Origin of the sequence: Kribbella sancticallisti (assembly GCF_039530625.1) — a bacterium.
Taxonomy (GTDB): Bacteria; Actinomycetota; Actinomycetes; order Propionibacteriales; family Kribbellaceae; genus Kribbella; species Kribbella sancticallisti.
Genome location: NZ_BAAAOS010000019.1, coordinates 33,330 through 48,333, shown reverse-complemented (window position 1 = coordinate 48,333; position 15,004 = coordinate 33,330). Strand labels below are relative to the sequence as shown.

13 protein-coding genes are annotated in these 15,004 nt (G+C 68.6%); 7 read left to right on the top strand and 6 right to left on the bottom strand.

Translation table 11 applies throughout. The features are described from left to right. The first annotated feature begins 26 nt into the window (after positions 1-26). The 3 genes from ABD255_RS14545 to ABD255_RS14535 are packed head-to-tail and all read left to right on the top strand — an operon-like array spanning position 27 to position 2,738. The gene (locus ABD255_RS14545; protein WP_344213953.1) at positions 27-1,025 is read left to right on the top strand and encodes a hypothetical protein; all 999 of its coding nucleotides are present in this window, start codon (positions 27-29) and stop codon (positions 1,023-1,025) included. Then, entirely contained in the window at positions 1,006-1,845 is an 840-nt protein-coding gene (locus ABD255_RS14540) for a MerR family transcriptional regulator (protein ID WP_344213951.1), read from the top strand. The genes ABD255_RS14545 and ABD255_RS14540 overlap by 20 nt, the downstream gene beginning before the upstream one ends. Then, positions 1,845-2,738: a transglutaminase-like domain-containing protein gene (locus ABD255_RS14535; RefSeq protein WP_344213949.1), complete on the top strand. Its 894-nt coding sequence runs from the start codon at positions 1,845-1,847 to the stop codon at positions 2,736-2,738. Before ABD255_RS14540 ends, ABD255_RS14535 begins: the two co-directional genes overlap by 1 nt. 65 nt (positions 2,739-2,803) lie before the next feature. Here ABD255_RS14535 and ABD255_RS14530 read toward each other — a convergent pair whose 3' ends face one another. Beyond that, positions 2,804-3,001 (bottom strand): hypothetical protein, encoded by a 198-nt coding sequence (locus ABD255_RS14530; protein WP_344213947.1) that lies wholly within the window; start codon positions 2,999-3,001, stop codon positions 2,804-2,806. 295 nt (positions 3,002-3,296) lie between these two features. On the opposite strand from ABD255_RS14530, the gene ABD255_RS14525 reads away from it, so the two are divergent. After that, positions 3,297-4,433, top strand: a complete 1,137-nt coding sequence (locus ABD255_RS14525; protein WP_344213945.1) for an erythromycin esterase family protein — start codon at positions 3,297-3,299, stop codon at positions 4,431-4,433. A 232-nt stretch (positions 4,434-4,665) separates the two neighbouring features. On the opposite strand, the gene glgP is transcribed toward ABD255_RS14525, so the two are convergent. Then, positions 4,666-7,263, bottom strand: coding sequence for an alpha-glucan family phosphorylase (gene glgP, locus ABD255_RS14520; protein ID WP_344213944.1), 2,598 nt, complete (start codon positions 7,261-7,263; stop codon positions 4,666-4,668). Positions 7,264-7,511: 248 nt separating this feature from the next. Here glgP and ABD255_RS14515 point away from each other — a divergent pair, with 248 nt between their 5' ends. Both ABD255_RS14515 and ABD255_RS14510 read left to right on the top strand, forming a co-directional pair. Continuing rightward, positions 7,512-9,500, top strand: coding sequence for an alpha-1,4-glucan--maltose-1-phosphate maltosyltransferase (locus ABD255_RS14515; RefSeq protein ID WP_344213942.1), 1,989 nt, complete (start codon positions 7,512-7,514; stop codon positions 9,498-9,500). Positions 9,501-9,616: 116 nt separating this feature from the next. Beyond that, positions 9,617-10,006 (top strand): hypothetical protein, encoded by a 390-nt coding sequence (locus tag ABD255_RS14510; RefSeq protein ID WP_344213940.1) that lies wholly within the window; start codon positions 9,617-9,619, stop codon positions 10,004-10,006. Here ABD255_RS14510 and ABD255_RS14505 read toward each other — a convergent pair. Together ABD255_RS14505 and ABD255_RS14500 are read right to left on the bottom strand one after the other, a co-directional pair. After that, positions 9,978-11,153, bottom strand: coding sequence for a threonine synthase (locus ABD255_RS14505; protein ID WP_344213938.1), 1,176 nt, complete (start codon positions 11,151-11,153; stop codon positions 9,978-9,980). The genes ABD255_RS14510 and ABD255_RS14505 overlap by 29 nt on opposite strands. A gap of 18 nt (positions 11,154-11,171) precedes the next feature. After that, positions 11,172-12,434 carry a YncE family protein gene (locus tag ABD255_RS14500; RefSeq protein ID WP_344213936.1) on the bottom strand — a complete coding sequence of 421 codons (1,263 nt, stop codon included), beginning with the start codon at positions 12,432-12,434 and terminating at the stop codon, positions 11,172-11,174. Between the two features lie 186 nt (positions 12,435-12,620). Here ABD255_RS14500 and ABD255_RS14495 point away from each other — a divergent pair, with 186 nt between their 5' ends. Then, entirely contained in the window at positions 12,621-13,754 is a 1,134-nt protein-coding gene (locus ABD255_RS14495) for an RsbRD N-terminal domain-containing protein (RefSeq protein WP_344213934.1), read from the top strand. On the opposite strand, the gene ABD255_RS14490 is transcribed toward ABD255_RS14495, so the two are convergent. Continuing rightward, entirely contained in the window at positions 13,751-14,179 is a 429-nt protein-coding gene (locus ABD255_RS14490) for a MarR family winged helix-turn-helix transcriptional regulator (protein WP_344213932.1), read from the bottom strand. The two genes, ABD255_RS14495 and ABD255_RS14490, sit on opposite strands and share 4 nt — an antisense overlap. A gap of 15 nt (positions 14,180-14,194) precedes the next feature. After that, a complete protein-coding gene (locus ABD255_RS14485) occupies positions 14,195-14,836 on the bottom strand; it encodes a winged helix-turn-helix domain-containing protein (protein WP_344213930.1) in 642 nt (213 codons plus the stop codon). Positions 14,837-15,004 lie beyond the last annotated feature (168 nt).

Here is a 15,004-nt window from a genome sequence, read left to right as displayed (position 1 = left end):
CGGGCGGCTGAACCAGGCTGAGCCGCATGAACGCGCGTTTCTCTCGTCTGCCCCTGCTGGCCGGCTATGCCACCGTCGCGGCGATGCTGCCGTACCTGTCGATCAAGGTCGCGTGGCTCGCGGGCAGCGACCTCGGCCTGGCCGAGCCGGGCCTGATGCGTACTACGCCCTTCGTCGTGGGCAACCTGCTGACGGCGCTGATGGAGGTGGTCGGTGCCGCGCTGGCGCTGGTACTGGTCCACCGATGGGGGCACCGGCTGCCGGCCTGGTTGGTGCTTTTCCCGATGTGGGTCGCCACTGGGCTGCTCACTCCGGTGATGCTTGCCGCGCCCCTCGGCTTCGTTTTAGAGGTCCTCGCGGGGGCGGGCCGATCGGGCAGTGGTGAGGACCCGGTCTCAGGGCTGGAAGGTTGGGTCTATGCAGTCGTGTACTCCGGGTTCATCCTCCAGGGCATCGGCTTGGCCCTGGCCTTTGCGATACACCTGCGTACGCGGTGGTCCGACGTGCTCCGCTCTCCTCTTCGGCGGGCCGGCGCTACTCACGAAGTACAGGTAATGGCGACCGTTGCCGTCGGCGCGCTCACTGCGCTCGTCGTAGCGGTTCGCCTGTACTGGGCCTTCGGCGGCGAGGCTGGCTTGCCCAATACGTCGGCAGCGGATGGGAGGCTCGCCCAGCAAGCCCTGGACGCGTCCTCGGCCGTCCTCGCGCTGGCAGGTCTGCTCGGCTTGATCGTCCTCGTCGCCGGGCAGCCGAGAACGGTTCGTACCTGGATGCCACTCGCCGCGGTCTGGATCGGCAGCGGCTCGATGCTCTGCTCGGGCGCCTACCAACTCGTCATCCTGCTGGCACCCGGTACTCCCTTCGAGGCGTCCGGTGGCGGCGGGTTCGGCCTGGTGCTCGTCGCTCAACTGCTCGCCGGGCTGCTGTGCGCGGTGACCGGCACGTTCCACCTCGCCGAGAACAATTCTTCACTCTGCCCCAGGGGCAAGGTGTTCACTGGAGCGCATGCAGGAGACCGAGGGTGAGCTGACCATCAGCGAGTTCGGCCGCCGCGCCGGGCTTTCCCACAAGGCGTTGCGGCTGTACGACGTATCGGGCCTGCTGCCACCGGCGCGAGTGGATCCGCTCAACGGATACCGCCTGTACTCCGCGGCGCAACTCGAGCGAGCCCGGCGGATCAGCGTGATGCGGCAACTCGACATACCGCTGACCACGATCGCCGAAGTACTGGCAGGCACCGACGAGGAAGCCCTGATCCGGCTGGACCGCTGGTGGGCCGCCGAGCAGGCCACCAACGAGGCCCGCGAGGCCACCCTGAGCTACCTGCGGGACCGGCTGCTGCGCTCCGCGAGTCCGGGCTTGCCGCCACGGCCGGTGCTGACCCGCGACGTACCGGAGACGAAGATCGCGTCCATCCGGTCGGACACCGACCAGCAGACGCTGATCGGCGTGATCGTGTCGTCGACGATGGAGATCCGCACTCACCTCAACAGGGCCGGCGCTGCCCTGCTCGGTGGGTCCTGGGTCATCTACCACGGCGCGGTGACCCCGGAGGCCGAGGCGACGGTCGAGGTGTGCGTGCCGTTCGACGGGCTGGTCGATCCGGCCGGGTCGATCACGATCCGGGTCGAGCCGGCCCACGCCGAGGCCTACTGCACGATCAGCAAGGACGAGTGCGCGTATCCGCGGATCATGCTCGCCTACGACCTGCTCGAGGACTGGGTCCGCCGCTCCGGGCTGCCGATGACCGGCGCCATCCGCGAGATCTACTTTCCCGACTTCCCGAGCCTGCCCGGCGGCGCCCCGGGCGTGGACATCGCCCAACCGATCGAAAGAAGAGCTTGATGGACTACGCCAAGCAGACCCCCTACAGCGACCCCGGCGCTCACGCCGCACTGGTCGACGCCCTGCCCTCGGACATTCCCGAGCTGGTTAGCGTCGTGCAGAACCTGCTGATCCACTACCGCGGCGGTGGTGTGGAGTTCACCCCCGACCACCTGGAGGAGGTCAACAACCGCTGGGTCGAGGCGATCCTCTCGACCGACCAGCAACGCAACGCAGCCCCGCTGGCCACTCCCAGGGAACCCGTCGACCGAGTCGCGGGCTGCTGCCGGGACTACGCACTGGTGACAACCTCCGCCCTGCGCCACAAGGGCATCCCGGCCCGCACCCGGGTCGGCTTCGCGTCGTACTTCGGGCCTGCGTTCAACTACGATCACGTCGTCGTCGAGTACTGGAACGGCGACCGCTGGGTGATGCTCGACCCACAACTCGAACCGGCCGAGCACTGGGGATTCGACGTCCAGGACATCCCGGCCGGGAAGTTCCACTCGGCCGCCGAGGTCTGGCGGGCGTTCCGCGCGGGCGAGATCGACGACAGTCTCTACGGGGTCGACCCCTCGCTCCCGCTCCGCGGTGGCTGGTTCATCCGCACCTACGTCTTCCTCCAACTCGCCCACCTGATGGGCGACGAGTTGCTGCTCTGGGACGGCTGGGGCGCGATGGCCGACAACCTGGAGATGGACCTCACCCCGACCGACGAGATCGCCGCCCTGCTGATCGCTGCGGACAACGGCGACGAATCCGCCACCGCCAAACTCCGCGACCGCTACCGGGAGGACCCCGACCTCCACCCCGGCAACCGGATCCTCGTCCACTCCCCCACCGGTACGCCGCCGGCGTGGTTCGACCTCACCACGCGGCAGCCGGTCGACGGCCCGCTACCGCAAGCGGGGTAATCCCAAAAGCACCTGGATGTTCAGCAACGAGTCCACCGCGACAATCGTCGGGTCGTCCGAGAGGATCACGACGTCCGCGTACTTGCCGCGGGGTCGTGCGCCTCGGCGCTGATCGCGTGCGCCGTCACCTGCCAGCCGATGCGGTGTGCTGACAGCACATACTCGTCCAGCTCGGCCTGGTCCCAGTGGAACTCGGTGCCCCAGTCGCGGTCGAGGAACAGCTTGATGCCGCCCGACGCCTGAGAACGCCTGCGACACAGCACCGTGCGTGGGTCGGACGCACGGTTGCTGGTGGTTTGGGGTGGTTTTCGGTCCCGTTGGGGGGTGTTTTCCTCCCCAATCGGCCTCGGGATTGGGGTAGGGGCGGGAGGTTGGTGGGCGGGGGGTTGGTGGGCGGTGGGAGGGCGGGCTCGGGGCGGGTGGCTGGGGTGAGATGCCGTGGGGCGCGGGCGCGGGCCGGAGGCGTGGGGTTTCGCTCGGTTTTAGACTTTTCGGCATTTCTGCAGGGTGATAGGGATCTAAGTCTCAATCGAAGGTTCGACGATACGGTTGAGGGATATGAGCCAAGACGTTGGAGACTTCGCAGACCCGTCGTGTGAGCTGTTGGCAGTCGGTGAGCCGGCGCACCCGACGCTGGAGCCGGCCTTCGGGCATATCCGTAACGAACTTTTCGCAGCGCTTGTGGATCAGGGCTTCCGGTCCATCGCGCTGGAGACCGATCGAGTGGCCGCGCTCGCGGTGAACGACTTCGTCCAGGGTGGAGCGGGAAGCCTCGACACGGCGATGAGGGATGGGTTCTCGCACGGCTTCGGTGAACTGGAGGTCAACAGGCGACTGGTCGCCTGGATGCGCGAGTACAACGAGGGCCGTTCCGCCGAAGAACGGTTGGCTTTCCACGGGTTCGACGCGGCGACCGAGAACATCAGCGCGCCCAGCCCTCGACGCTATCTGGAGTATGCCGGCGACTACCTGGGGGTCGACCTCGACCTCGCGGGTCTGCTCGGCGCCGACGAACGGTGGAGCCGGCAGGAGGCGATCCTGGACCCGGCGATCTCGATCGGCGCCACCCCTGAGTCCGCGCAACTGCGAGCGATCGCCGACGACCTGCTCACCTCGCTCTACGCACGCGCACCCGAACTGATCGCGGCCACCTCACGCGCCGAGTGGTTCCGGGCCCGCACTTACCTCACCGCCGGTCTCGGTCTGTTGCGATACCACAAGCAGTCCGCCCAGCGGATCGAGGAGAGCGCCAGGATATCCAGCCTCCTGGCCACCCGCGACGCGATCATGGCCCAGAACCTGCTGGACATCCGCAGCATCGAGGAGCAACGCGGCGCGACGCTGGTCTTCGCGCACAACGCCCACCTGCAACGGAATCTGAGCAGCATGCGCATGGCGGAGATGGACCTCGAATGGTTCTCCGCCGGCGCCATCGTGGGCTCCCTGCTGGGCCGGAGATACACGGTCGTCGTCGGCAGCCTGGGGCGCAGCGAAGCCCTCGGACTCGGAGAGCCGGAACCGGATACCTACGAGGGCTTGCTGCAGCGTCGTATCACCACTTGGGGGCTGACTGCCGCCACCGCGGTCAGGTCTGCACGCACGCGCACCGACGTAAGACCAGAGCAGCGCTACTCGCCGCTTGACCAGGCACTCGTCGACTCGGCTGACGCAATCCTCCACGTCAACGCCGACTAGGCCGCGACACGTGCCCCGGGCGGACTCCTGTAGTGGCCGGGGTCGGTGCGTGGCCAGGGTAGGTGGTGCCCGCGGGGGGAATCCCGAACGTCGGCTGTCACGCGGGGAGGCAGCGACATGTGGGCGACGCAGGAGCGAGCGTGGCGCCAGCGTTGGGGAAACCACCCGCCGCCAAGAAAACCGAACGGGCCCCGCCTAGTGAGGTAGGCGGGGCCCGGCGTGGTCGGAGTACTCAGAACTCGGAGCCTGCAGGCAGGTCCGGAGTCTCAGGGTCTTCCGGGTCGGACGGTCCCGCCGCCAGGCCAAGCTCTGCAGGACTCGCAAGCATCGCGTTCTTCGGAAGCACCCGGACCGTGTACCCAAACGGCCCAGTGCGGTCGAGCTTCAGTTCGCCTTCGTACCGATAGCGGTTGCCCTCGTAGGTTTCGGCGAGCGAGAGCGACACCCGGCCGGCGTCGGTGATCTCGTCCTCCGAGTTCACCCGGCCGTGCAAAGCCTCCACGTCGATGTCCTGCGCAGTCAGGTCGCCGAGGCTGACGAACGCCCGGATGCCGACCGTCGTACCGAGCTGCGGTACGTCGCCGAGGCCCTGCAGCTCGACGTGGTCGACCCGGATCTGGTCCCAGGCCGCCCGGACCTTCTTCTTCCAGCCGGCCAGCTCGCGCGCACCTTCGTACGTCGAGTTGAGCTGGCGGGAGGAGTGCGCGGCCGGGACGTACAGCTGCTCCACGTAGTCGCGGACCATCCGGGTGGCGAGCACCTTCGGGCCGAGCTCCTTGATCGTGTGCCGCAGCATCTCGATCCAGCGGCCGGGCGCCTCACCGTCGTAGAACCGCGGCGCGACCTGCTTCTCGATCAGGTCGTACAGCGCGTGCGCCTCGAGGTCGTCGCGGCGGTCGGTGTCCTCGATCCCCTCGGCCGACGGAATCGCCCAGCCGAACTCGTCGTCGTACCACTCGTCCCACCAGCCATCCCGGATGGACAGGTTGAGCGCGCCGTTCAGCGCCGCCTTCATGCCGGACGTGCCGCACGCCTCGTACGGACGCAGCGGGTTGTTCAGCCAGACGTCGCAGCCCGGGTACATCGGCTGCGCGAGCGCGATGTCGTAGTCGGGCACGAAGACGATGCGGTGCCGGACCTCGGGGTCGTCGGCGAACCGGACCATCTCCTGGATCAGCTTCTTACCGCCCTCGTCGGCCGGGTGCGCCTTGCCGGCGATGACGATCTGGATCGGCCGGGTCGGGTGCAGCAGCAGCGCCTTCAGCCGGGCGGGGTCGCGCAGCATCAGGGTGAGCCGCTTGTACGACGGGACGCGGCGGGCGAATCCCATCGTCAGCACGTCCGGGTCGAGGATCGAGTCGACCCAGCCGAGCTCGGCCTCGCTCGCGCCCCGGTTCACCCAGGAGGCGCGGACGCGGGCGCGGGTGTCGTCGATGAAGCGCTGCCGCAGCATCCGCTTCGTCTCCCACAGGGCCGCGTCCGTGGTCTTGTCGAGACCCTCGAACATGCCTTCGGAGTCACCCTCCTCGGCGGCCGCGTAGGTGAGCGCCGAGATCTCCCGGGCCACCCAGGTCGGCGCGTGCACGCCGTTGGTGATCGAGGTGATCGGCACGTCGGTGGCGTCGAAGCTCGGCCACAGGCCGGCGAACATGCCGCGGCTGACAACACCGTGCAGCTTGGAGACGCCGTTGGCGCGCTGGGCCAGCCGCAGCCCCATGATCGCCATGTTGAAGACGCTCGGATCGCCGCCTTCGAAGTCCTCGGCGCCCAGGCCCAGGATCCGGTCGACCGGGACGCCCTCGCCGAAGGTGTCCGGCGAGAAGTGCTGCTGGATCAGCTCGACCGGGAACCGGTCGATGCCCGCCGGGACCGGGGTGTGGGTGGTGAAGACGGTGCCGCCGCGGGCCACCTCGAGCGCGGTGTCGAAGTCGAGGCCCTGGTCGGAGGCGAGTTCGCGGATCCGCTCGATGCCGAGGAAGCCGGCGTGGCCCTCGTTGGTGTGGAACACCTCGGGTGCCGCGTGGCCGGTGATCCGGCAGTACTCCCGTACTGCGCGGACGCCGCCGACGCCCAGCAGGAGCTCCTGGAGCAGCCGGTGCTCGGTCGTCCCGCCGTACAGGCGGTCGGTGACCTCGCGCTCGGCCGGCTCGTTGTCCTCCATGTCGGAGTCGAGCATCAGCAGCGGCACGCGGCCGACCTGGGCGACCCAGATCTGCGCGCACAGCTTGCGGCCACCGGGCAGAGTCACGTTGATGGTGGCCGGCGCGTCACCGTCGCGGAGCAGGCTGATCGGCAGCCCGTCCGGGTCCACCAGCGGGTAGCGCTCCTGCTGCCAGCCTTCGCGGTTCAGCGACTGGCCGAAGTAGCCGTGCCGGTAGAGCAGCCCGACGCCGATCAGCGGGACACCGAGATCGCTGGCGGCCTTCAGGTGGTCGCCGGCCAAGATGCCCAGCCCACCGGAGTACTGCGGCAGCACGTGGGTGATGCCGAACTCCGGGGAGAAGTAGGCCACCGAGTTGACCGGAGTACCGGCCTCGGACTGGAACCACCGGTCGTCGGTCACGTAGCCGGTCAGGTCGGCTACAGCCAGCTCCAGCCGGCGCAGGAAGGCGTGGTCGTTCGCCAGCTCGTCAAGCCGGGCCGCCGGGACCTCCCCGAGGAGGCGGACCGGGTCACCACCGGTACTGCGCCACAACCGCGGGTCGACAGCCTCGAAGACGTCTTGCGTCTCGGGGTGCCAGGCCCAGCGCAGGTTGTTCACCAGGGTGCCGAGACCGGTCAACGGTTCGGGCAGGACAGGGCGGACGGAGAATCGTCGTATCGCTCGCACCGGGACACCGTACCGGCCTGGGGTGCCGAGAGCACCCTCGGGATGTATCGGTTTTGCAATCCGAGCAAGATCTTGCAGGACCAGACCAGTTGGCTCCGAGGTCCGGGGTCCGCAGTGTGGACGGGGAACCGCCGAACCCTGGACCCATCTTTGCGCACTGCATGACGCACGGCAGCACTGGGAACCGATACGGTCAGTGCTGTACTTCCTTGTCCCCGCTAGTCGGAAAGCGAAGGTTCGTTAACTCCATGACTGGGCGCATCCCGATCACCGAGGTCAGTCCGACCGTCGACGCCGGCGCGTATCCGGCCAAGTCGTCGGTGGGCGAGACGTTCACCATCGCGGCCACGGTGTTCCGCGAAGGCCACGACGCGGTGAACGCGAACGTCGTTTTGACCTCGCCGACCGGCCAGACCCGGCGGATGCTGATGACGCCGGTCGGGCAGGGCACGGACCGCTGGACGGTCGATGTCACCCTGCAGGAGCAGGGCGCGTGGACCTTCGCGGTCGAGGGCTGGAGCGACCCGTACGGGACGTGGCGGCACAACGCGGAGATCAAGATCCCGGCCGGCATCGACGTGGACCTGATGTTCGCCGAGGGCGCGGCCTTCTTCGACCGCGCCGCGGCCGGAGTACCGCCGGCGGTGCGGGTCGACCGCAGTACGTTGAGCGACGCCGCGCAGGCGCTGGCGAACCCGGCCCTGCCGCCGGAAGCCCGGCTGGCCGCGGGGATCTCGCCGCAGGTCCGCGCCGCGCTCGGGCGCTACCCGGTGCGTGAGCTGATCACCTCGTCCGAGACCTACCCGGTCTGGGTCGACCGGCAGCTCGCGCTGTACGGCAGTTGGTACGAGTTCTTCCCGCGCTCCGAGGGCGCGACGTTCGACGAGGACAAGCAGGAGTGGACCTCCGGCACCTTCCGTACTGCGGCCCAGCGGCTCGACGCGGTCGCCGCGATGGGGTTCGACGTGCTCTACGTGCCGCCGGTCCACCCGATCGGCAAGGCGTACCGCAAGGGCCCGAACAACACCCTCGACCCGAAGCCGACTGACCCGGGGTCGCCGTGGGCGATCGGTTCGTCCGAGGGCGGGCACGACGCGATCCACCCGGAGCTCGGCACCTTCGAGGACTTCGACTACTTCGTCGGCCGGGCCCGCGAGCTCGGGCTGGAGGTCGCCATCGACCTGGCCCTGCAGGCCTCACCCGACCACCCCTGGGTGACCGAGCACCCGAAGTGGTTCTCGGTCCGCGCCGACGGCTCGATCGCGTACGCGGAGAACCCGCCGAAGAAGTACCAGGACATCTACCCGATCAACTTCGACAACGATCCCGAGGGCATCTACGCCGAGGTACTGCGGATCGTGAAGCTGTGGATCTCGCACGGTGTCACGGTGTTCCGGGTCGACAACCCGCACACCAAGCCGGTGAACTTCTGGGAGTGGCTGCTCGGCGAGGTCCGCAAGACCGACCCGGACGTGGTCTTCCTGTCCGAGGCGTTCACCCGGCGGCCGATGATGCGCGAGCTGGCGAAGGTCGGCTTCCACCAGTCGTACACGTACTTCACCTGGCGCAACGAGAAGTGGGAGCTGGAGGAGTACCTGACGGAGCTGACCAAGGAGACGGGTCACTTCCTGCGGCCGAACTTCTTCGTGAACACGCCGGACATCCTGACGGCGTACCTGCAGTACGGCGGTCCGGGCGCGTTCAAGATCCGCGCGGCGATCGCGGCGACCTCGTCCCCGGCCTGGGGGGTCTACGCGGGCTTCGAGCTGTTCGAGCACGTCGCGCTGCGACCGGGGTCCGAGGAGTACCTGGACACCGAGAAGTTCCAGCTCCGCCCGCGCGACTGGGACGCCGCCGCGGCCGAGAACCGCACGCTGGCGCCGTACCTGACGCTGCTGAACAACATCCGCCGTCGGCACCCCGCGCTGCAGCAACTCCGCAACCTGAGCCTGCACAGCGTCGAGGACGAGGCGATCATGTGCTTCTCGAAGCGGGTCACCGGCCCCGACGGCCACAGCGACACCGTCATCGTCGTGGTGAACACCGATCCGCACGCGGTCCGCGAGTCCATGGTCCATTTGGACATGGCCGCGCTCGGGATGCGCCCGGAGGACACCTTCACCGTCTACGACGAGATCACCGGCGCCACCTGGCGCTGGGGCCAGCAGAACTACGTCAAGCTCGACCCGAACGGCGACCCGGCCCACATCCTCGCCGTACGCCGCGGCCAGGCCTGAGGTGCCCTGCTCGACCGGGTCTCCGCCAAGACCCGCCTGAAGACAGGTTGACTGCGGACCGAGGAGCCGGTGGCCTGAGTGGGTGGCATCATCGCCTCACACAGGGAGGTGGGGCGATGCAGTCGATGCTGGAAAGGGTGCCGGAGGCAACGCGGCGTAAGACGGGGTGGATCTTGCCGTTGGCGATCTTCCTCGGCCTGCGGGCTGGTTTGCCTGAGCCGGAGGTGGTGAGCGCGGCGGAGCGGTACTGGACGGGTGGATTGGCTCTGGGTGGGTGCCTGGTGGGCGCGCTGTGGCAGTGGTACAGCCCGCGACCGCTGGTCGAGCGGCTCTACAACCCGGCCGGCTTCGCGATGGCGTTCGCGGTGGTGTTCATGCTGCCGTTCGACCTGGTCGACAAGAGCCCGGAGTACTTTTTCTGGTTTCCCGCCGGTGTGGTCGCAGGGCTGGTGTTCAAGTCGCACGACGACTCGGAACCTACAGAGGAACCGTCTCCGGGTACTTGAGGCCGGTTCCGGTGTTGAGGGCAACCACCTGGTCGTCGGCGTTGATCCAGCCCGACTCGCGCAGTTGCCGAACGGCGGCGAAGTTGGCGGCGCCTTCGGGACAGATGAACGCACCCTCCACCGAAGCCACCCGGCGCTGGGCAGCCAGGATGTCGACATCGTCGACGGCGATCGCGCAGCCATCGGTCTCCTTGATCGCCTGCAGCACCAGGAAGTCGCCCAGCGCCTTCGGCACAGTGATGCCGAAGGCAACGGTCTGCGCGTTCGGCCAGGCCTCGCTCTCGGCCAGCCCTTTCTCATAGGCCTGCACGATCGGCGCGCACCCCGAAGCCTGTACTGCGACCAGCCGCGGCATCGGCCCTTCCACCCAGCCGAGCTCGGCGAGTTCTGCCAGCGCCTTCCAGATCCCGATCAGCCCCACTCCCCCGCCGGTCGGATAGAGGATCACGTCCGGCAGCTTCCAGCCGAGCTGCTCCGCGATCTCCAGGCCCATCGTCTTCTTGCCCTCGATCCGGTAGGGCTCCTTCAACGTCGACACGTCCTGGTACCCCTCGCGCACCGCGAGCTGCTCCCGCACCCACGCGCCCGCGTCACCGATCAGCCCGTCGATCAACTTCAGCTCGGCACCGACCACCGAGACCTCGCGCCGGCAGATCTCCGGCGCCGCGATCGGCATCGCGATCAGCGCCTCCATCCCGGCCCGCGCCGCGTACGTCGCCCACGCGGACCCGGCGTTCCCGTTCGTCGGCATCGCGATCTTCCGTACGCCGACCTCCCGCGCCCGGGACACCCCGACCGCCGCACCGCGCGCCTTGAACGTCCCGGTCGGGATCAGCCCCTCGTCCTTCATCAGCAGCCGCTCAACCCCCAACTCCCGCCCGTACCGCGGTAACGCGAGCAGCGGCGTCATCCCCTCGCCCAGGCTGATCACGTTCTCCGCCGACCGCACCGGCAGCAGTTCGTGGTACCGCCACAGGTCGGGTGGTCGCGACGCCACCTCGTCCTTGGTCAGGCCGGCCCGCACCTCGTCGAGGTCGTACCGGGCCAGCAGCGGCGACCCGCACGAGCACAACCCGATCACCTGATCCGGGGAATGGGTGAGGCCGCACTTGGGACAGTCGAGGTGATTCACAGCGGAGAAGCGCACAAACCCCGAGGCTACCCGTCAGGCCGGGGGTGTCCAGTCGGTGGTCACGTGGCCGAGACGGACCCGCTGCGGATGGTCGCCGACGGCAACAGTGGTCAGCTTCGCGCCGGTGGCGAAGTCGATGGCGGTGACCGTGTCGGCGCCGCTCTCGGAGATGACGCAGGCTTTCCCGTCACCGCTCACCGTCGCCCAGTACGGCTTCGAGGCCGGGACGACCGGGCGTTCCTGCAGGGTGGCGCGATCCACGATCGTCGCGTAGTCGTCCATCGTGCCGGCGACACAGAGCTTGTCCCCGGCCGGATTCATCGACAGCCCGTGGTGTCGTGAGTCGTTGATCCAGGTGGTGCGGTCCTCGCTGGTATTCGGGTTCTTCGGGAGCGTCTTCAGCCGGGTGATCTTGTCGGCGGCGACGTCATACTCCAGGAAGCCGTGGAAGAACGACACCTGGAAGTAGAGCTTCGACTCGTCCGGCGTGAACGCCACCGGCCGTACGGCGTCCGACAGGTCCCGGCGGCCGAACGCGTCGAGCCGCTGGCGCAGGTCGATCACCTTGACCTGCGCGAAGGTCCTGGCGTCGACGACGGTGATCCGGCGGTCGCCCTTGGTCCAGTCGAGGCCGGGGTCGTCGAGGGCGGTGGTGACGTCGCCGATCGCCATGTTCCACAGGTGGCGGCCGTCGCCGGTGAAGACGTTCTCGTGCGGCTTGTCGCCGGTGCGGAAGGAACCCACCTGCGCTCCGGTGACCATGTCGAGCACGTGCACGGTGTTCGAGGTCGACGCGGAGACGGCCACGCGGGTGTTGTCCGGCGACACCGCCATGTGGTCGGCGCGGAAGCCCGAAACGGGGAACCGCCAGTTGAGCTGGCCGGTGGCCAGGTCGATCGAGACCACGTCGGCGAAGCTCGGGCGGGAGACGACCAGGGACTTCCCGTCGGAGGTGGTGTACAGGTCGTCGACCAACTGGTCGTGGCCCTCGCCGACGCCGTGCCGGATCCCCAGGAAGAACGCCAGTTTCGCCGGGTTGAGGTAGATCTCGGCGAGGCGTTGGGCCTTGTCGGGAACGACGTTGACGCGCCCGATCCTCGCGAAGTCGCCGGTCGACTTGATCGCGTCGGCGGTGCCCTCCCAGTTGTTGCCGACGAACATCACCTCCCGCAGCGCCACCGTGGTCTGACTCGACGCGGTCGCGGGAGACGTGCAGAGTGCGGCGGTGGTGAGTCCGGCGGCGACCAGAGCGAGGAACCGGCGACGGCGAGGCGGGCGGGAGACCGGGTTCTGCATGGGGCAACGCCTTTCGGGCGGAGGGCTGCTACTTTTCAGTCGCTCACAGAAAAGCAACCCGTCCGGTACGGACGGTAGGGGCCGGTCGTCAACGCCCGCACGCCTCGTTGTGTCCGGGCGACAAGCCGGGCGCCAAGCCGGGCGCCAAGCCGGGCGACAGGGACGAGAAAGGGACGCGGAGTGGTCGTGAAGGAGAACCGGCTGCTGGCCGACGTCCTGCACGCCATGGCGAGCGACACCGGCGCCATCGACGAGGTGGTCGCGGCGGCCCGGACCGAGTCTCCCGAGGTGTCGCGCCTCCCGGAAGCCGAGACCCGGCGGCACGTCGAGATCATGCTGGTCGCGGGACTGGCCGCGTTCAGCCAGGAGCCGGCGCCGGATCAGCAGGACTTCGCCGCCGCGGCTCGGCTCGGCGCGGACCGCGCTGCTCAGGGCATCCCCCTGGACGCGTTGCTGCGCGGCGTACAGGCCGGTCGTTCCCGCGCCGTCGAGATCGCGGTCGCCCGCGCCCGGACGGCCGGCGTACCGGCGGACGTGTTGCTGACCGCGCTCGTCGAATTCGGGCATTTCGCCGGCACCCTGGAACGTCACGTGATCAGCGGCTACCACGCCGCGGAACTGGAACTGTCGCGGACGGCCCGCGACCTTCACGTCCACCTTCTCCGGCTGGTGCTGCAGGATGGCGAACTGACCGAGGCAGCGATCGCCCGGGCGGGCCTGAATCCGGACGGGCTCTATCACTGCTTGTCGACCGATGTCGCCGACCCGCACCACGCCCGTGCGCTGGAGCCGTGGCTCGCGTCCTGCGGCGGCCTCTTCGGCCCGGTGGAAGGACGGTGGGCCGCAGTCGTTCCCCGGCTGCCTCCCGCCAATACGCTCGACGCAGCAGTACTGGTGGTCGCCTCCCCCGCGGCCGCGCTGACCGAGCTGGGCCCACTGCATTCCCTGTGCCGGGCCGCTTCGACCGCGGCCGCCCGATCAGGCCTGCGCGGGTTGCATCCCCTGACCGAACTGGCCGGCGACATCGCACTGGCCGCACAGCCTGTACTGGCTGATCTCCTGGCCCGGGAACTGCTCGGCGCGCTAGACCCGGCGGACGAGTTCCACCGGCAGTTGGTGTTCACCGCGCGGACCTACCTCGACCACGGCCAACGGCTGGACCAGACGGCCGCGGCCCTGCATATCCACGCGAACACCGTCCGGTACCGGCTGGATCGGCTGGAAGAACTCACCCGGACCTGGGACGCGGACGACCGGCGTACTGTGCCGCAGACGCTGCGTTGGTGGTGGGCGTTGCGGACGTGGCTGGACGCTGACTAGAGCACGGCCAGCAGCTTGCGGATGGTGTCGCGGGCGGCGTCGAGCTCGGCGACAGTGACGCCCGCACGGTTGAGACGCTGGGTCCGATCCGCGTCCGAGTCCACCACGATCTTCCGCAGCGTCTCGCGGCCGGACTCGGTCAGCGAGTACAACGGCGACCGCTGATGATCCGGGTTCTCCGAACGCTCGACCTCGCCCTCGGCAACCAGTTCGTCCGCGACGCGCTGCACACTCTGCCGGACCAGGCCCAGCCGCCGCGCGATCGCCGGAACCGTGTACGGCTGGTCCGACAGCACGCTCATGAGATGCCAGCGAGCCACCGTCTGCCCATGCTCGGCAGCCGTCTGCTCACTGCTCCGCCGAGACAGCCCGGCCAGCTCGTAGACGTCGGCGACCAGCAGCCGGTAACTCTCAGCTTTCGACACGTTGACAGCCTACTGTCAACCAGCGCGCAATCCCGTGATCGAGGGCCGCTGGTGATCGGTCAGCCGGAACCCTGTCCCCCGGACAGCATCGATCGTGACGGTCGTGCCGAGTTCGTCGAGCTTGCGCCGGACGCGCTTCACCAGGGAGTGCACGTCCGCGGTACCGCGCAGGTGCCGGTTCCGCCAGACCGCTTGGTGCAGCGCCTCGTACGTCCAGACCCGCAGCGGCTCGGCCATCAACCGGGTGAGCAGATCGTGCTCGAGATCCGTCAGCGACACCTCGTGCCCACACCACTTCGCCACCGACCGGTCCGAGTCCACCGTCAGCACGTCGGCCTCCAACCCGCCGGACTCCGCCGCACCGGACCCCGTACGCCGCTCCGGCACCGTCCGGGCGGCTGGTCCGTCCGGTGACCCCGGCCCTGGTGGCTCCGGCTGACCGGCCGGCGGTGGCGGCGGGGCCGGACTGATCAACTTGCGCAACTCATCCAGGCTGGAGACGAGCAGCAAGGGGGCAACGTCGTCGACGAGTTCGGCGAGCCGGACCCGCTCCTCCACGGAGACCGCCACCGCGATGAGCAGCGGGAAGGACTCCTCGGTGGAACCGGTCAGATCGATGGCGCCGTCGTTCGGGGCGGGGACACGGGCGGTGACCATCCGATTACGATGTCAATCTTTGCCTTTAATCGTCAACGCATTGCCAAACAATGGCGAAAGTTGCCTCGAAGCAGCCAACCGCTAGTGACAACTTGCTCACGAAGTGTGCTTGTTCGTGCCTTCGTCTGACACATAGGGTCCACGTCAGGCTCTCGGCGTAACACGTCG